This is a genomic window from Aeromonas sp. 3P, assembly GCF_051919745.1.
Classification (GTDB): domain Bacteria; phylum Pseudomonadota; class Gammaproteobacteria; order Enterobacterales; family Aeromonadaceae; genus Aeromonas; species Aeromonas veronii.
The window spans coordinates 2,038,044-2,056,111 of sequence record NZ_JBQBED010000001.1 but is presented as its reverse complement, the minus strand read 5'-3'; the positions used below and the strand labels follow the sequence as shown (position 1 = coordinate 2,056,111).

Here is an 18,068-nt window from a genome sequence, read left to right as displayed (position 1 = left end):
TACGATGGGAGGAGGGATGTTCGGTATTCATGATCTTGCACTGTTTATGGTCTCGGGGCTGCTGCTAAATATCATGCCGGGGCCCGACTCCCTGCTGGTTATGCTGCGCAGCGGTTCGCAAGGGTGGCGTGCCGGTTCGGTCGCGACCCTTGGCATCGGCACCGGTGTCATGGTGCATGTGTTGGCTGCGGCCCTCGGTCTGTCGGCCCTGCTCAGTGCCTCGGCCGAGCTGTTTGCCCTTATCAAGCTGGCTGGCGCCATCTACCTCATCTATCTGGGGTTCTCCCTGCTGCGCCAGCAGGTTACGGGTGCAATGGAGAGAGGGATCACCTTGCCCGCCCTATCCTATGGCCAGATTTACCGGCAGGGTGTGCTGACCAATGTGCTCAACCCCAAGGTCGCGCTCTTTTTCCTCGCCTTCGTGCCCCAGTTCATCGCGCCGGATGCCCCCGACAAGGCGCTCGCCTTTATTCTGCTTGGCTGCATCTTCAATCTGGGCGGCATCATCTGGTGTCACTTGCTGGTCTTTACCACCGTCTATGCCAGCCACAGGGTACGGCTGTCACAGCGTCTCGGCCGCTGGCTCAACCGGGGCATCGGCACCCTGTTTGTCGGGCTCGGGATCAAGCTCGCGCTTTCCAGTCGCTAACTGGCGGCCAGGGGATGTTCAAGAAGGGATCAGACGCATGAGGTCGAGCCGAGAACATGGCCCAAGCAGTTCGCTGTGGCAATGCAACAAAAGGGGCAGGCAACTGCAGGCCCCTTTTCGTTGGTTGTTTCATCCGCATAGAGGCGTTTGCAGTGGGCAGCTAGCGTGCCGGTTTCAGCGTGCGACTACGTAGCAGCAGGGGCAGTTGGTAAAGCACCAGGGCGCCGAGCACCAGTCCGGCACCGGCCAGTTTGGCGCTGCCGAGGGGTTCGTTGTAGAAGAAGGTGCTCAGCAGCAGAGTCCAGACCGGTTCCATCAGCATCATCAGGGCGGCGTGGGCGGTGGTCATCTTGCTCAATGCATTGGTGAGCAGCCAGTAGCGCAATGTGGTGGCGATCAAGACGCTCGCCACAAACCAGCCCCAGATGCCGTGGCTGACTCCAGCCTCGGGCCACTGTTCGGTCAGCAGTGAGAGCAGGGTGCCGAGCAGGCCGGTCATCGCCAGCTGGATGCAGGTGAGCCAGGTGGGGGCGATGGATTGGGCAAAGTGGCGATGGACGGCAAGCTGGATACCGAGGGTAGTGGCAGCCGCCAGAAACCAGAACAGCGAGAGCGACACGCCCCAGTGGGTACTGCTGGAGAGCAGCAGCAAACCGGCGATGGCGATGGGCAGGGTGAGCCAGTAGTGGCGGCCGGGCTTGGCCCGAAAGGCTCCCCAGGCGGCCAGCGGGGCCATCAGAGTGGCGACGCTCATGATAAAGGCGCCGCTGCCCAGTGCATCGCTCTGGCTGATGGCGGTGACCCACAGCAGCAGGCTGGCGCCGAGCAATGTGCCGCAGCCGGCGGCGCGCAGCAGTTGGGCGCGAGTCGGCGGTGGCTCGCGCAACCAGGCCAAGGGCAGCAAAAGCAGCGCCGCCAGCAGAAAGCGGCTGCCGATAAAGGCGGCGGGGGGCAGTTCGCGGATTGCCTCTTTCGAGAAGAGCCAGCCGGCAGCGGCCAGCAGGGTGACCAGTACCATCAGCAGCAGGGGAGTGCGGTTCATCGGGGTCGTCATGGTGAAATGGAGGGGAAAGCATAAAGGAAAGGCGCCAGGTATTGCTACCTGACGCCTTTCGCATCTGCCTTGAACCGCCGTCGCGGCTCGCGGCCAGCAATCAGTTCATGCCGTATTATCACACTATCTGTCTAATGCTGTTTGATGTCGCCCCCAAGTGTAGTCTATCTATCTGATTTTTATCTTTAAAATTACCTTTCTTGTCTAAAGCCATCTTAGGATATATAAGACAAGTGTGGGTTCAAATGTGGGTTCAAAATGGCAATCTCAGATTCAAAACTCAAAGCAATGCTGCGTGGTCACGATGATGATACACCCAGAAAGGTTGCAGACAGAGATGGGCTATCTGTTCTGTGGAGGAATAGCGGAAAAGTCAGCTTTGTGTACCGCTATCGAATTTTAGGCAAGGCAAAAAATCTGACTCTGGGATCCTATACCGGCCAAGAGGGGGGGCTGTCGCTTTCCGAGGCAAGGAAAAAGGCGGCGCAATGTCGAGCTTGGTTGGAAGAGGGCAATGATCCCGCCTTGATGACTAGGATCGGGAAAGATGAAAGGCTTAAGCCTGTCACGGTTAAAGATGCACTCGAGTATTGGCTCTGCCATCACGCCGATAAGAAAAGGTCGAACAGTGAGAAGCATCGCCAGCAATTTGCTAAGTGGGTCTATCCCCGTATCGGAGATCTTCCTTTGTCAGATTGTGATACTCGTCACTGGTTGAGCGTCTTTGACGAATACTCGAAGGTAGCACCTGTGGCTAGTGGGTATTGTTTCCAAAACTGTAAGCATGCTCTGAAGTTTTGCCGTGTCAGACAGTTTGCAGTGAGTAATGCATTGGATGACTTGACCGTCGCTGATGTTGGGCAAAAAGCAAGTAAGCGAGATAGGGTTCTGACGCTAGAAGAACTGCGAACACTATGGGATTGGGCTGAGAAGCTAGGTCCATATTGCTACTACGGAAATTTGGCCAAGATTCTATTGTCGTTCGGTGCAAGAACTCAAGAAGCTCGGCTATCAGCACCCGAAGAATGGAATCTAGCCGAAGGTACATGGACAGTACCTGCGTCTAACTCAAAAACAGGTAATAAAATCGTGAGACCAATACCTGATTTTATTCGGCCGACGATAGACGCCTTGCTGAAAGCCGCCGCCGCACAGTCATCCCCATACTTGCTAGGGGAACTCAAGCGACCAGAAGCGGTAAGTCAGTGGGGAAGGGGGATTTGGAAGCGGCTCGGGCATAGCGCCCCTTGGACATGGCACGATCTGCGAAGGAGCTTGGCGACCCGCCTAAACGAGGCTGGGATTGCCCCTCATGTCGTGGAACAAATTTTAGGCCATGCTCTACCTGGTGTAATGGCTCACTATGTTCATACGGTTCGGTTACCGGAACAAAAAATGGCGCTGGAGTTGTGGGGAGGGATTTTAAACCCATCAGAACAACCGCCAGACAATATTGTGCATCTACAAGTGGGGTAGGGGAGCACAGCACTTTCTTCAGTGATTTGTAGACTGTGCCTATGGAGGGTACACCGGGTTTACCCTCCATGTATTTTTACCCAGCCTGTACAGCTAGTGCCATCTTGTTGTCTGCTCCGTTATGCTACGCAGCCACCTGATGAGCACAAAGCTGATGCGGCGCCTTCCCTGGCCATTAGCCTTGCCTGTCAGGTGGTCTGCTGCCGGTGATCCTGATAGACCCTTTGCCACTTGGCATACTCGCCCTTATCGCCTCTGGCATGTCAGAAAGCACAGATTCGAGCAATACTTCGCTCAAGCCATGAAAGTATAACGCAAAAAGTTGCGAATTTTGTTTTTTTAGCTGGCGTGAGTAATCCACGGCTCAATTTTGTGGATTTATCTTAATCCTTAGGCTGTTGCGAAAATTTATATTTAGATCTATTCCTTACTGGCTTGCGTTGCGATCCCTTGCCAAAAGAACGTGCTTTTTTACCATTTGAACGGGTTGTGTCTACATGGGCTAAAATATCCTGCCTAAATAGAGCCTCTAACTCTTCATATAAAGCATGGCAACTATTGTCACCATCCATTAAATTAAACTCATACCTATCTCCAGGATAAGCAAAAACATCCCCTTTACCGTCCTTTATGATAGTGCTTTTCCAGAGTTGCCCCATCGTCTCTCTTATGTCAAGTTTATGCTCCCAGCCTCGACCTAAAAACAAAAAAACATGCATGTAGTATCCTCTGATAGAGCAATAGTCCAACTTCCAAATATATCCATCCACATGCCTAAATAATGGGTTTCTCGAGCAGTTTATAAAGAGCTTGCGCCGCCCATCGACTAACTCTTCTAGCTTGTATTTGAAGCCTTCGGTTTGGGAAGACATTTTCAATGGATCTTTATCCAAGTCTTTTTTTTCAGACGGTGTAGCTACATTACTAGACTCGATATGGATGTCATCATCTTCAGCATACATATTCTCTATCTCTGGTTTGAAACCCAAACTAAATCTGACCACATAATGAGCTTTTCCTTCCTCTTTTTCTTTTACGTAGCCAAAGATGGATTTAATATTTTGCTCAACATTAAACACTCTCACCCTTACACTTTCTTTATAGCTGTTCGAGTCAAAGACAACGTTAAGAAAGCTTACCAACCCACCAATAACATCATCTGAGTAATATTCATTGAAATCAATATCACCATCAATTGACAGTCTATGAAACTTTATAGCTTTAATAAAGTATGGCACTGCAGGATGCACATTGAAACGCCTCCCAAAGTCTTCATCTGAAATAAATGCATTAATATTTGACAAAATTAGCTTTCTAAGTATCTTTCTAATCTCTTTCTTCTGTGCCGCACTATACACAGGCAATAAATCCTTTTGACTTACCATTCTATCTTTTATTAATTCGAATGCCTTGCTAACACTCTGCTCATCTTCCAAATTACTTATTTCAAAAATCCGCCGACCAATCATAGGTAAATGGTAGTAACTGTATTTTCGAATAGTCCCAATATATCTAAGCAACATAAAAATTCGTTCAAAGAAATCAGCGTCACCCGAAACAATCCGACTTCTTTTCAGGTAATGGCGCCGATTCACCCCAAAAGATTTTATAAAATGAAGTCTATAGTCATCAATTTCAGATGTTTTGAGCATAAGACCTCTACTTATCGTAGCTGCAATATGGGCATAAGTTCTATTTCTTTGAGCTGCTTTCAGTAGGGAATCGCTATACTCATAAATTGAAAACTTTTTAATTATTTCTTCTGTTTCTCCCTTATCTACCTTCCTCCTTTCTTCTTTTGCTATCACATCAATTTCGTCAGTCATGAGTATTCTCCTTTTACGTCACTAGCTATGATGATGAATTACTTGTCTATCAAATAACCATAACTCCGGCTGAATATCACGATAAAAATGCAAAGAAGTAAAATGGCGGACTTCTAGATGTCCGATTCGCACACTTAGCTAAAAATCACGGTACATAACCATGATCACACTTAACATGGGAAGTGACTTTGCATGGCAAAGCGAAGCTCATCTGAATTTTCACTCATTCTCCATGGGCTATGTGCATGCTCCTACCTATGGCTACTACTCCGGCTATCGCTACCTATGTGCACCGAGAGGGTGACCATTCCAAACCATAGAAAGCTACCAATATGAAGGCACATACTTGTATTTGGCATCATGACCACTCAGCTCGCTGAACTACCATCTTTTTTTTCACTGGCCCGCTCTTCTGATGAAACAACCCACTACATCATCAGGAGTACACCATGAACAACACCATCAAAGTCCTGCGCATCAAAGACCTCATCAACAAGATTGGCATGTCTAGGTCTACTATCTATGACTGGCTTAATCCCAAGTCCCCTCGTTATGACGAGACATTCCCCAAACCCTTCAAGATAGGTCAGTCCTCTATTGGTTGGTTTGAACACGATGTTGATAGCTGGCTTATTCATCGCAGCCAGTCTTGAATACATTTTTTCCATCCCTAGTGAGCTCCATAACTTCCAGTGTTATAAATCATGCCTTGATAGGCTCATGGGTTAGGGAAATAGCCATGCCTTCTTATATATGTTTTTGGCGTTTTCGTAGGTAAGGCATGCGTATCACGTTTAGGTATATTTATTATTTGATATCACTACCATTCATTAAACATTACTTCTATTCAATACTATTCCTACGCTATGTACAGCCACCCCATATACAACCAATAACCATTACCACTATCGCGTACCATTACACCACTCCCATGTGGTGGTCATGCTACCACCAGCATAGTTAGCCAATACCACTCCACTAATCGCCCCTATATGCGCGTGTGTCTATCACACAGCGTAGGGTTACTCCTGCCTAAGCGAGGCCATCATGTTTAATTCAGTCAGGCTATTAGATATCCTATCCATAACAGACCTGCTCCAAAATACAACGTTCCCTATTGTCAGGGCTGTTGATTCAGCCCCTGGTAAGTCACGCATCACTTGCATTGACCGTAGGCTATCAACCCAACTGTTTAATGCGTTGGATACCGTGTGTGATTATTTTTATTGTCATGAGGAGGTATCTTCAGCGCATCCAACGGTAGCGCTATTCCTAACGCATATGCGAGAGGTTTATGGATTGCACCTCATCCATGAGCGATATCTCGATAGTGATGTCGGTGACGAATTAGCCAGGGATATCAATAACGTTCTGTATGCGTTTCTAAGAGAATTCAAGAGTAAGGCGCACCGTAAGCGCCTCAATAACCTCAAACGCGCTAAGAACCGCAATCAGCTCAGTATAGCGACGTATGTTAATAGCCTATTCGACCAGCATGCCAAGCTATTAGTCATCCGATTGGATATCGGCTATCACGAAGACTACTACGACCAGCTCACGTTAGACCTCGTGACGAATGACCGGAATGGTTACCTTCGTCGAGTACAGAACAATTATCCTGCATTGGTAGGCTATATCTGGAAACTGGAGTACGGTGTTGATAGACGTTTTCACACCCATATTACGTTCATTTTTAATGGGGCTATTCACCAACGAGATATCTCGCTGAGTAGAGCGCTGGGGGAGCGGTGGGAGGATATAACCGACAATAGCGGGGTCTATTACAACTGCCAAGTCAGGCGGGAGGAATATCGGGGATGGGGCACTGATGGGATTGGGATGGTTCACTACAGCGATACAACCAAGCGCATAAACCTGATTAATGCGCTGAGTTATCTGACCAAGCTGGATACGCAAATATTGGCGATATTGCCAGCCAGACGCCGGACCTTCGGACGCATGGAGACACCATCGTCCCAACCTCGCCTTGGCAGACCAAGGGTACCCAAAATACACCTAGCCTAAACACAAGGAGCGGGCATAATCATTATGCCCACCCCTGTTTATTATTGCTTCAGACAACAGCCTGTATTAGGGGAGATAGAAGAGTGATGTCAGTTCTGTGCTGATCGGGCTGTTGTCAGGATGCGATGGCATTATCTCCTGCATGTAAGCCCACCACTGCTGGCAGATGGCCGTGCTGGCCACCTCGCGCCAGCGTCCCTCATCTTCAATCTCGACGTAACCAAACAGCTGACAGCTCTCCGGGTGGAGAAAGATGCTGTAGTTGCTGGCCCCGTGCGCCTTCAGGGTTGCTGCCAGCTCGGGCCAGAGTTCATCGTGACGGCGACGGTATTCCACCTCGCAGCCGTAACCGTTCACCGGGACTGGGTTGACTTTCGCCTCAGAGGACTGTCAGCCCCAAAGTGGCAGAGGAATTTTCTGCCTTACCGGCTTATTGGCACGATGAAATGGATGATTCATCTACGACCTACAAGAAGATACAGCTGTCAATATGTCCCCGGTGAACAGTTACTCGCAGCCTAGGTGCACCGACATCAGGAATGCCTTGCGGATCATCTTGTCACTCCTTATGCCATGCCCATGCCGACCAGATTGGCGGCACCGACGATAACTACAGAGGAAACGAACCGGATGGGTACCAACCCCTTTCCATTTCGTCATCAACAGCCCCACGATACCGCCACACAACACATAACCGCTCGTGTGCGACATCCAGTTCACGAAGGACAGATAGTCTGGAATGCTGGCTTCACCCTAGGCATAAAAGAAGAACTGCAGATACCACATGATGCCACCGACCGCGGCCAGCAAGCCATTGAGCAGCAACCTCCACGCTGGCTGGGCTAGATCATTGCGCAGTGACAGTTCGGGAGCGCGTTGCCAGCCGAATGAAGCACTAGGCCATGTTGACGATGGCCCCACTGCCCATAATGATGCCGTAGCTCGGCAAGACGGCGTTGACAGTAGAGCTGGTTGATATCCAGTGCCAGCGATGCCTACCGAATGGTGGCTGCTGCTTTCAGACCGAAGGCAAATCCCGAGGGAAAAATTCCGCACATCACTGCCATCAACAACCCTTTCTTCAGGTTGAATTCTTGGGTAGTTGTGTCCAAGGCACTTTCTTTCTGATGCCCAGCCTAGGTGACTAGGCCTACACCGATCAATGCGACAAATACACCAATCTGGCCACTGACAGTTGTGAGTAGGTGACCTAATTCGCTGCGCAATATGGGTGGCATCAGGGTCCCCACAACCAGCGTCAAGCCTTTAACGATTCCCATGCCCAGAGACATTCCCAAGGTGCTGTCGGCACATTCCACCTGTTTGGTCGATTAAAAATCGATGGCCATCAGTACCCTTGGGCGGATTAACGATCACATCGCGCAACTCGAGGCACTGGAAGGTAGCCCCTAAAATACCTGATGGGCTTAAGCATCGGTGCAGGGTGTTCACCTTGGCCGGAATGGCTGTTCAACTTCGTCGAAATACGCAACTGAACTCGCAAGACTCTTGGACGACACCATTTGTCGCCCCTATAAGGACAATAACAGCAAGAGTGGAGTCTCTTATGAAGTAATGACCGGAACATTCGTAGTCCTACAGAAAGACTAGGCCTTCTATCGCGAATATAATGGCCCCAAACGAGATGCCAAGAACAGTCTTGGCCATGTAAGGTAGTTGCTATGTCTCAAACAAAAGACACGCTGTTGCGCCATTTTGCATTACTGCGGCTGATTCCCACCGAGCCACAGCGTATTGCTACAACGACACTTTTGGAAAAGCTCCGAGATAAAGGTTTTACTGTGACGCTGCGCTCCGTGCAGCGAGATTTGAATAGTTTATCAATCCCCTTTTCACTACAGTGCGATGACAGTGAGCTTCCCTTTCGCTGGAGTTTCACTCGCGACGCGCCACTGAAACTGGAAGACATGGATACCCCTACAGCGCTGGCGCTTTATTTCTCCGAAAGGCATCTGACCACTTTGCTCCCACAAGCAGTGCTGGACCAGCTAGCCCCTCAATTCAGGCGCGCCCGAAACTTTTTACGCGTTCTTGGCAATAACGATTTGGCGGATTGGGCAAAGAGGGTCAGAGCGATTCCTAGTGGCAAAGTCTTGATTCCTGCCGACATTGTGCCTCAGGTCTGGGAAGACGTTTCAACCGGCTTGTTGGAACACCGAATACTGGAAGTGGCTTACCAGAGCCGTAGCAAAAATGAGCTCAAACATTTCCGTCTGCATCCTGCAGGGCTAGTGTCACGACATGCCATTAATTATCTGGTGGCGTCGGTGGATGGCTACGACGATCTTCGACAGTTTGCCCTGCATCGCATATGTGAGATCCGGGTGCTAGATGACGCTGCAGATTTACACGCCACATTCGACATCGATGACTATATCGACACTGGGATTTTTAGCCATCGACAAACCGATGTTCAGACTGAATTGATTGCTGACGTACACCCGCAGATTGCCATCCTGCTCAACGAGACTCCGCTTAGCACAGTTCAGAGCCTTAGCGATCTCCCCAACCAAGCTTGGAAGCGGTTGCACGCACAGGTAACGCTGGATCGAGAAACCTTGTGGTGGATTTTTGGGCTCAACGACAACATTCGGGTCTATGCACCTCAGGTCTGGGTCGATGAAATCCGGCTGAAGTTAAACAACTTAAGGACTCTTTATTCAGAACCAGGTCACCAACCTCACTCGTGATCATGCACCGATCGACCTCTGTATTTCGATGATTAGGGATAATTTTATGAACAACGAACGTAAAAGAGCATTGAACAATTCAATCAGCCTCTGCCCGATCTGGCCTGCTAAAGCATCAGAGCAGATCGGCAACATGCTGCACGAGATCAATCAAGCGAACGCTATTATCGACAAAGTTGCCGGAACTGCACAAAACAGCGCGATAAAGGGCGGATTCGCAGCCGAGACCTGGCACGCGGAATCGTTTAACCTAGACGCAATCCTTAAAGACAAAGACGTTCGGGCCTTCACCGACAACTTCACCAATACGCCACTCACAAAAAACCATACGACCCACGATATCGTTGTGATGAAAGGCGATGAACAATTGCTCGGGGCTCAGCTGAAATACTTCAAAGATGGCGAGGCAACCCAAAAGGCATTCAGGTCCACCAAAGATGGTATCCATCAATATCAGGACAGCGATGCTTTTATCGGCCCTGCAGACCAGATAGAGCAGATCAAGGACGCAGCGGAACGTGACATGCTGCGAAACCAGCAAACTCGTCCAGGGGTATCCAAAGCTGCCGAAAGGGTACGTGAAAAGACTACAGGTAATCTTGACGTAGATGGTGTTCAGTCGACCCCACTAAGCAAGCGGGATGCCGAACATTTAGGTGGCGGGAATAAGACCGGCAAGGAGCTGCATGAAAACATGCAGAACGGTTATCTGAATAAGTCTACTGTCCAGCAAAGCCTGCGCGCAGCGAAATCAGCTGCGGTCATAACCACTGTTATCGCTGGCAGTATCAACACCTTCCAATCGATAAAACGTGTACGAGATGGGGAGATCACTGCGGAACAAGCCACTTTCCAAATTCTGCAAGATACGGCTATCGCCGCTGGAGATAGTGCGCTGAAAGCGGGTGTCGCCACTGCAGCGGTCAGCATGACCGCACGGAAATTGCCAGCAATGTTTGCAGGTACGGCCTTCAAACGAACTTTCGCCAACAACGGCGTGGCTACTGCAGCAGTGTGTGCGGTGGATGTGGTTCAGAACATCGTGCTGTTCGCGGCAGGTAAGATCACCCGCGAAGAACTCGAAACTCGTTCTGGGCACAACTTTTTGCAGTCCGGTGCAGCCGTTGTCGGCAGCTCGGTGGGCGCTGCAGTCGGTGCTCTCGGCGGACCGATTGGCGCATTGGTCGGCGGCATCATCGGTGGTCTGATCACCACAATGGCTATGAGCATCGCCATCGACAATCACATTGAGAAAAACTTCCGCCTGACTCTGGAAGCCACCGAGCTAGTGGCTAGCAACACAATGATTATGCATGACTCTCTGGAATATCTGCAGATGTCGCAGTCTTTCTATGCCGAGTTCCACAGGGGGTTATATCTGTCCGAACGTCACTTCGCAGACCAAGTCCAGACCATGGCAAACCAAAGCACACAGTTGAAGAATCTGATCGATAATCTTTAAGGGATATTATCAATGAACGAAACGATCGAAGCAGCTCCTCATAACATGTTCGAACAGCAACTGAATGCCTCGGAACAGGAAGCGGTCGAGGCTCTCGTTGCCCAGCACCGAAACAACGCAGCACTCACCCATCAACTGGCAATGGATGCTTCACGGCTGATCACATGTAGCGAAGAACGCTTGAAGCAACAAACAGAGAGCGGTTTTTTTAAGCGGTTTGCAGGCGCGATCAGTGGCAAGAACAGCCAAAACCAGTTGCACAACCAGCGTGACACCTTGCATATGCAGAGATGTGCTTGGCATTACCTCCAGCAACTCCAGCAGCAGAACCTGATCAGCGCCCAGAGCATTGCAGTAATTCGCAACAATCTGAGCACGATGAACGGTTACATTATCGAGACTCGTGAATTCCTCTTCCAGGCGGTTGACAAGCTCAATAGTCGTCTTATTCGGGTTGAGAACAACACCCATTTTCATCAATGGTCCTTGAATATCGAGGCGAACAAGCGCCGCTTCAAGTCGATGCCCAAAGCGCTGCTGGTACTGCACCTGACGTATGACTTTATACGCAGTCATTCCGGCATAATGCTGACTACTAAAGACATCAATCATCTGCTTGTTACGCTGGGAAAGCTGGACGTGGACTACGATGAAGAAGTCGAGTTGTTGAGTTTCATCATCGACTTGATAGATCAGATCGAAGTCTGTGGCATTGAACGCTATCGCTCTGACATCGAGCTGTCGTTTGAAGAGCACGTTGCCGATTCGGACTTTATCCAGATAAATATCCCAGGTCTGGCGTTTAATTCGCTGTATTACCTCTCCGACGAGTATGAGCGTATCAACGATATGATCTCGGACGGCGAACTCTGCGATAGTGACGAGAAACGCGGACTCATCATTTCCAAATTCTTCGACAAGGTGTTTTCCGGCCTTAACCCGCAGTACAAGGTGCGCGAACTGATCGAGGAAATCATCGGCGGTAGTCTGCTGACCTTGGAGATTTACAAGGATCAGAATGGGCTGAACGCCCTGCCTGATGAAGTCGCCGATAATGCAAACAGCGAACCGGTTGCACTGGTGTCGTCATTGCCAGACATCCACTCCCACACCTTCTTCGACAGCACTGACGATGTTGACGCCCGATACAATTATCTCTTGTTGTTAGCTCTGAGCATCGAAAACTCAGCGTCATTGAACAGACAAGGCCGGGAGTTTCTCGAATTATTGGCGCACAAGGCTGGGTGCCCGCAGGTAATAGCTGAAATCTCCGTACTGGCAGACAACCCTCTCAAGACGCAACACTATCAGCAGATTTTGCAAAGTCTGCTCAAGAGCGATGACAGGGCCTACACTTGGCTACTCGATGCATTCTTCTTGTTGACGCTGTGCCTGAAACCGATAGAAAGCCCTCATGTACAACGTATCTTTAGTGTGCTCAAGCCTACGCAGCTCAAGGAACAGTTCCCCCGTCTGATGACGATGCTCACCGGGCAGGATGAGGAGAGCATACTTGATGCTGCGGAGAAGCTGCAGCAGCATACTCATGGCTGGAAGAACATCGTGCACTACCGCGAGTTGCGCTTCGTAAAAACCTTTTCCGAGATAAGCACCCAATTGGACAAGATCAGCGTCGACTCAGTACGTCTTTCTCTCGAACTAACGACGGTGGCAATGAAATCCTCGGATTATTCGTTTTTCATGGAAACTTGGGGTGATGACTCGTTCCTGAGTAAAGTCAGTAGTAAAGTCGGCGGAACAGCATATGCCATTGGTCGTAGTTCTTGTCTTTCCTCGCTTAACGAAATGCGGAAAAAGATCAGTGAGTTCATCTCTGCGCATTCGAACACGCTGCACCAAGGGAATCGCATCATGAGTCGTTGGAGCATTCCCTCGATTACGTACAATGATGAGTCCGGCTACACAGATTTTGATCTGGACAACTCCGCTACTAACGAAGACTGGCACGACCAGTTCTGTCACTTAGAACGCCAGCTGGACAACACTCTGACTTCCTTCTCTGAAGCCTGCAGCTATGTTGCCAAGCAGCTGTCCTTATTCAAGGACGGTCGATTCGACGAATCTGTGGTTGAACTCAAGGCAAAAGAGTACGCCGCACGGCTAGAGCAGCAACAACAGGATAAACTAGCAAAACAATCGGTCACCATTAATAAAGATGGATGTGATCATCTTTTCAGCATTGAGTGGAATTTGGTAGAACACCCGCCCTGTGATCCAGAGAAAATTCAGTTCATCAAGACAGACGGCACCATCTGGCTGATCGTCGATAATGATAGTCGGGTCTATCGCAGCCTTGATCGTGAGCACTGGCACACCGTGCTCCTTAGCGCCGCCGAAGATTCACCGTACATCAGCAAATTGGATTTCGTGAACGGTATGTGGATCGCCATGGCGGGCTACGGTGATGGTTTCTATTACTCCAGTGATGCACAGAACTGGAAACAGAGTCACTTTCCAGACGTACCGAGCTATCACTTTACCCGCACCGAAGATGTCGTCTATTTCAACGGCCTGTGGCTCTGGCGCTTCAAGGAAAGCAAGGAGTACTCCTACATTGAAAAAGGCATTATCTTCGATTCGACCAAGACCAACAGCTACGACAAGGTAGCCGTATTCTGCACAGCGAACCTAGATGATCAATGGCAGCGCTGGGAGGACACACCTAACTTTTCTGAGGGGATCGTGGTGGATAGTCTCCAGCTATTGCCCGACGGAAACTCCTTGCTCGTATTCTGCAAGTACGACTGGTTCTATACGAAGTCGAAAAAGAAGAACAACGCATCCTCATTCGTCAGCTATTATATTCTTGGAAAAGGCTGGCGAAACTGCACTTGGACCAATGACGACGACAACTACGATTCGCCGCTCATCACACGTATGGGCACTAGCCTGTTATGTTTCTATTCGGGTTGTGTGATGAAGTCAGACAAGAATGGCTACGAATGGAATCTTCAGTCCAAGGATATCAGCATCAATGACTGCACCCATCTGCAGGACCTGTGCCTATTTTGGACACATTGGGGCCGCGAAATGCTCTACGTGAGTCAGACAGGGGAATCCTTTGCGGAGTTGGTTCTCGAAGAAGGCACTTGGCAGCACATTGCAGCCAACAAGCAAGGTGTGTTGTGCGTCTACTCGCCAAACAAGCATGAAACCTTCTTGCGAGTTGGCAATTACATTAGTCATCCGAAAGTTTAATACAGGTCGGAGGGGCATCGTCGATGCCCCATTTGACGTCAATCTGGTATCTCATCTGAGCGGTTGGAGTTGTCGCAAATAGGCCTCCTTCCTGCATGACCCTGTTTATTTCGATGAAGAAGTCGTTCAATTGACGAGTCTTGATTGAGCCTCTATTCCGAGTGTTTCGGCGTTTAGTCCTGACCGGCCCAGTTTTCTTTACGCCATCTTGACATCACGCACAGGATTTCTAGCCGCAAAGAATTGAAATATATATAAAAACAATGCTTTTTGATCTGGTTTATCACCAAACAAAACCGACACGCCTGAAGCCATGACCATTATGGCCGCCTACTGCTACCTCAATCAACTCCTTGCCCCCGTCGAGCTCGAACGCATTGCTCACCATTGTTGTTTTTGCATACGAAAACGAGCTATTACTCCCTAGATGCTGCTCATCGCCCTGTTATGCGCCCTCGTCGGCGATAGGGTCGATGCCATCACCAGCTTGCCCTAGCATTTCAATGGCTTGCAGTTCACAGATGCTCATCTGACCTCCATAAAAACCTTTCTCACAACTAGCTGCGTAAACCCGCGTTTGCCAAATTTATTAAGACACTCGTTCAACTAGCCATTGCCTTGCAGATCGGCCAGCAGGTGACTGACGTTTCCCAAGGGGTCTTCATATCTCAACGCCTACTCTCTGCGAACCAAACTGCTGCAGACTCCCCCTCTGTCAATGCCATCATAGGCCAGCTGGTGGACAATGACGATCAACTTTACTTCTCGCTGGTGTTCAGAAAACGGGTGAGGGTCAGCCCGAACGAATACAGTAAATGTGCTACTCCTGCTGACATTTCTGACATGCGCTTCAAGTAAACATGTACTGTGAATCGTCTTGGTGGCTCGATTGAAAAGGATCTCAGATAGATATTATCAAGGGAGAGTAAACACATATCGCTGTGAAGCTGCTTGGGAGCGCCATTACGGCCTCCCAAGTTATTGACCCTGGCATCGGGTGTCAGTCAGTCACAGATGCGCACTGCGAGCTGTTAAGGCGCCAGTCGCGCCACCAGCTTATCTACCACCTCCAGCACCAGCGCTCTGTCCTCTGTATCGAGCTTAGCCAACTGTTGGCTGAGCACAATGCCTTGTTCGGTGGGGCGGTTGCTGGTCTCACGCAGGAAGTCTGCAAGCTCACACTCAAACAGCTGGGCGAGCTCTGCCAACCGCACCACGGTAGGCACCACTTTTCCCCGCTCCATCCGAGAGACCGCTTCCATCCCGATATCCAGGTGCTCTGCGACTTGATCCTGGGTCAGTCCCGCTTGTTGGCGTTGCCGTCCAATCGCTTTACCGACGCTTTTGGCTAGATCGTCAAAGTTGATGTCTGTCATAAGTCCTCCAGTCAACCTGTATGGTTGGCCATGGACTTATTGACATTAAGGACCCTTTGGGATGAGGATCACCTCATTAGATCTAATTTAGTGAAGTAGTCACCCCAACATCGAAAGGAGTTCGACACGATCTCACCTCTGGCCACTTTGTTGACTGAGTCTGGTTATCGATCCAGCACTCCCACTGACATTACTCGAATGTCTCGCCTACCCGATAGATTCGCCTTATCGGCCCGGCTTTCTTTTGCCATTTACACATTACAGGAGACTCCTCATGCCATTAGTCCTGATCTGGGTTGGACTTGCTTTATTACTGGGATTTGTTGCGGCTGGTAACGGACGCTCATTCTGGGGCTGGTTCATTCTCGGACTTATAATTGACCCGATTTTAGCCGGATTACTTTACTGGTTGATTTGCAGAGATAGTTGATTATCGGATGCACATGTTAATGGTCAAAATTGAATCATGAAGGTTGGTAATATGGGACTTTGGAAAACGCTTACAACTATAAATGGCAATAGCTTGGGTGGCCTTATCATCAAGCTCATTTATAACGTACCTAAGATGAGCGACAGGACGATTATTGATATTGTTACGGGAAGGAAGTGGGCCCCTGAATTCATCAAAATGTTAGCCGCCAAAGAAGGGGCGCTGCGCTCTCTCAAAATGTGACGAGCCTCGCTTTCACCAAGGAAATTGTATAGCCCCCTCTGACTGCCGGGTGATGCTGCGCAATGACATCGGTGGTCAGCTTGGGGGGACCCATTTCCCACTCAAGCTCAATTACACCGAAAGCTGGCGGCTGGTCATGACCGAGCCGTGCCGATTGAGGGAGGTCATCCTCTTCACCAATCTGGGCAATGCCTCTTACACCATTGAATAACTCGTTTGGAGAGTGACATGACAGAAAAAATCAGACTGGCACTGTGGTGCACATGGTTATCGCTGTTTGCTTTACCGACCTGGGCGGCGCCCCAGTTCACTGTGCCAACGGTCACTAAACGGGTACCGGCCAACGTTGAGGGCACCCTCAATTTCGCCAGCATGCAGTTTTGGATAGAGACCTCGAAAGGGGAACGCATCATGTTGATGCCGCTGGATGAAGATGAGCCAAGGCTCATCCCCAGTGTCAGCCAGCCGGTTTCACTGAACGGCATGATGCTGACCTACTCGGATGGTAGCCGTTACTTCGAACCCTCCTTTGCACCCTCGTCAGCCGCATCAAGTACCGCGTCATTTACCATCGTGAAAAATGACGATTACAACATCGAGATCCGGTATGGGGGTGAGGTACTGCTGCGCACCGATGAATATGACGCCATCACGCTCACGCACCGATTGCCGCTGGCCAATGGGCAGGCGGTCTTGTTTGAGCTGCACAGTGGCGGTGTGGCATGCCCGGTACTCTATCAGTTCGCGGTCGCTCAGACGGGGGCGCTGACCATGCTTTCACAGCCCTTTGGTACCTGCAGCGACGAAGGCAAGCTGACCCCCGCCCCCAACGGTTTCACCCTCGACCTGCCCGGCAATCCTCGTCAGCGCTGGGTATGGGATGCCAACAGCTTAACGCTGCGCAAGCAGTCCTGACCACCAGCCTCCACACATTCACCACCATCAGGGCACCTTCGGGTGCCCTCTGTTTTATGCCGCATTTTATTTAAGGAACGGTTCATGCCATTACCACAACCGGGGGACCACCTCGTTTCACCCCGCACCGGTTACCAGCACCACGGTATCTATCTGGGAGACCATCAGGTTATCCACTACCAGGGGGTCAGTGCCGGAATACATTCCGGTCAGATAGCTATCACCACGCTTGCCGAGTTTAGCCAAGGGCGGGGTTATCGCATCCAGCACCATAGCGCACGAGCGTTCAACCGGGAGGAGAGTATCGACCGCGCTTACTCCCGTCTTGGAGAGGCGCACTACAGCACGCTCTTTAACAACTGCGAGCACTTCGTGCTCTGGTGTATCGAGGGCTTTCACTACAGCAAGCAGATTAACCAGCTGATTGCCACGGGGTGTATCGCACATCAGGCGCTTCACTCTGTGGCTCGGCAGCCTACCCTTGCGGCCCTGCCTTGCATGGCCACCAGCACGGCACTGAATCCATCAGCAACGACTGTGGTGACCGCTGCAGTCGGTGCGTTGCTGGGGAGTTCGGCCACCTCGCTGGCGGCGCCCTTGGCTGCCACCTACAGCCTCTACCGCGCCTGGCGCTGGTTCAGGGATTAACGCGTCTCACATTCGATACGAAAGGACACACCAA

17 protein-coding genes and 1 pseudogene are annotated in these 18,068 nt (G+C 50.2%); 12 read left to right on the top strand and 6 right to left on the bottom strand.

Features of this window, described 5'->3' with window-relative positions:
* Positions 1-16: 16 nt before the first annotated feature.
* Complete coding sequence (locus ACTG19_RS09300; protein WP_439989019.1) at positions 17-649, top strand: LysE family translocator; 633 nt, start codon at positions 17-19, stop codon at positions 647-649.
* A gap of 160 nt (positions 650-809) precedes the next feature.
* Here ACTG19_RS09300 and ACTG19_RS09295 read toward each other — a convergent pair whose 3' ends face one another.
* On the bottom strand, positions 810-1,691 hold the full coding sequence (locus tag ACTG19_RS09295; protein ID WP_113740510.1) for a DMT family transporter: 882 nt from the start codon (positions 1,689-1,691) through the stop codon (positions 810-812).
* A 270-nt stretch (positions 1,692-1,961) separates the two neighbouring features.
* On the opposite strand from ACTG19_RS09295, the gene ACTG19_RS09290 reads away from it, so the two are divergent.
* Entirely contained in the window at positions 1,962-3,179 is a 1,218-nt protein-coding gene (locus ACTG19_RS09290; RefSeq protein WP_077098358.1) for a tyrosine-type recombinase/integrase, read from the top strand.
* 383 nt (positions 3,180-3,562) lie between these two features.
* On the opposite strand, the gene ACTG19_RS09285 is transcribed toward ACTG19_RS09290, so the two are convergent.
* Positions 3,563-5,005: a hypothetical protein gene (locus ACTG19_RS09285; protein WP_270820756.1), complete on the bottom strand. Its 1,443-nt coding sequence runs from the start codon at positions 5,003-5,005 to the stop codon at positions 3,563-3,565.
* 449 nt (positions 5,006-5,454) lie between these two features.
* On the opposite strand from ACTG19_RS09285, the gene ACTG19_RS09280 reads away from it, so the two are divergent.
* A complete protein-coding gene (locus ACTG19_RS09280) occupies positions 5,455-5,658 on the top strand; it encodes a helix-turn-helix transcriptional regulator (RefSeq protein ID WP_034165687.1) in 204 nt (67 codons plus the stop codon).
* Positions 5,659-6,052: 394 nt separating this feature from the next.
* The gene (locus tag ACTG19_RS09275) at positions 6,053-7,030 is read left to right on the top strand and encodes a YagK/YfjJ domain-containing protein (RefSeq protein ID WP_439989018.1); all 978 of its coding nucleotides are present in this window, start codon (positions 6,053-6,055) and stop codon (positions 7,028-7,030) included.
* Between the two features lie 66 nt (positions 7,031-7,096).
* On the opposite strand, the gene rhaM is transcribed toward ACTG19_RS09275, so the two are convergent.
* The 3 genes and pseudogenes from rhaM to ACTG19_RS09260 all read right to left on the bottom strand — a co-directional run bounded on the left by rhaM (position 7,097) and on the right by ACTG19_RS09260 (position 8,322).
* Entirely contained in the window at positions 7,097-7,366 is a 270-nt protein-coding gene (rhaM, locus tag ACTG19_RS09270; protein ID WP_231560942.1) for an L-rhamnose mutarotase, read from the bottom strand.
* Positions 7,367-7,537: 171 nt separating this feature from the next.
* Positions 7,538-7,741 (bottom strand): L-rhamnose/proton symporter RhaT, encoded by a 204-nt coding sequence (locus ACTG19_RS09265; RefSeq protein ID WP_331428943.1) that lies wholly within the window; start codon positions 7,739-7,741, stop codon positions 7,538-7,540.
* Between the two features lie 284 nt (positions 7,742-8,025).
* Positions 8,026-8,322, bottom strand: a pseudogene (locus ACTG19_RS09260) (L-rhamnose/proton symporter RhaT).
* A gap of 390 nt (positions 8,323-8,712) precedes the next feature.
* On the opposite strand from ACTG19_RS09260, the gene ACTG19_RS09255 reads away from it, so the two are divergent.
* The 3 genes from ACTG19_RS09255 to ACTG19_RS09245 are packed head-to-tail and all read left to right on the top strand — an operon-like array spanning position 8,713 to position 14,422.
* Positions 8,713-9,741 carry a helix-turn-helix transcriptional regulator gene (locus tag ACTG19_RS09255; protein ID WP_047439749.1) on the top strand — a complete coding sequence of 343 codons (1,029 nt, stop codon included), beginning with the start codon at positions 8,713-8,715 and terminating at the stop codon, positions 9,739-9,741.
* A 46-nt stretch (positions 9,742-9,787) separates the two neighbouring features.
* Positions 9,788-11,203 (top strand): hypothetical protein, encoded by a 1,416-nt coding sequence (locus ACTG19_RS09250; protein WP_439975004.1) that lies wholly within the window; start codon positions 9,788-9,790, stop codon positions 11,201-11,203.
* A gap of 12 nt (positions 11,204-11,215) precedes the next feature.
* A complete protein-coding gene (locus ACTG19_RS09245) occupies positions 11,216-14,422 on the top strand; it encodes a hypothetical protein (RefSeq protein WP_439989017.1) in 3,207 nt (1,068 codons plus the stop codon).
* 1,031 nt (positions 14,423-15,453) lie between these two features.
* Here the strand turns inward: ACTG19_RS09245 and ACTG19_RS09240 are convergent.
* Positions 15,454-15,798 carry a helix-turn-helix domain-containing protein gene (locus ACTG19_RS09240; RefSeq protein ID WP_043851830.1) on the bottom strand — a complete coding sequence of 115 codons (345 nt, stop codon included), beginning with the start codon at positions 15,796-15,798 and terminating at the stop codon, positions 15,454-15,456.
* Positions 15,799-16,072: 274 nt separating this feature from the next.
* Between ACTG19_RS09240 and ACTG19_RS09235 the strand changes: the two genes are divergently transcribed.
* From ACTG19_RS09235 to ACTG19_RS09215, 5 genes are all read left to right on the top strand, one after another.
* On the top strand, positions 16,073-16,228 hold the full coding sequence (locus tag ACTG19_RS09235) for a hypothetical protein (RefSeq protein WP_113721835.1): 156 nt from the start codon (positions 16,073-16,075) through the stop codon (positions 16,226-16,228).
* Between the two features lie 51 nt (positions 16,229-16,279).
* Positions 16,280-16,471: a hypothetical protein gene (locus tag ACTG19_RS09230; protein WP_043851829.1), complete on the top strand. Its 192-nt coding sequence runs from the start codon at positions 16,280-16,282 to the stop codon at positions 16,469-16,471.
* A gap of 52 nt (positions 16,472-16,523) precedes the next feature.
* Positions 16,524-16,682: a hypothetical protein gene (locus ACTG19_RS09225; RefSeq protein WP_270804091.1), complete on the top strand. Its 159-nt coding sequence runs from the start codon at positions 16,524-16,526 to the stop codon at positions 16,680-16,682.
* 17 nt (positions 16,683-16,699) lie between these two features.
* Positions 16,700-17,386, top strand: a complete 687-nt coding sequence (locus tag ACTG19_RS09220; protein WP_234923786.1) for a hypothetical protein — start codon at positions 16,700-16,702, stop codon at positions 17,384-17,386.
* 84 nt (positions 17,387-17,470) lie between these two features.
* Positions 17,471-18,034, top strand: coding sequence for a lecithin retinol acyltransferase family protein (locus ACTG19_RS09215; RefSeq protein ID WP_201983868.1), 564 nt, complete (start codon positions 17,471-17,473; stop codon positions 18,032-18,034).
* Positions 18,035-18,068: the final 34 nt, after the last annotated feature.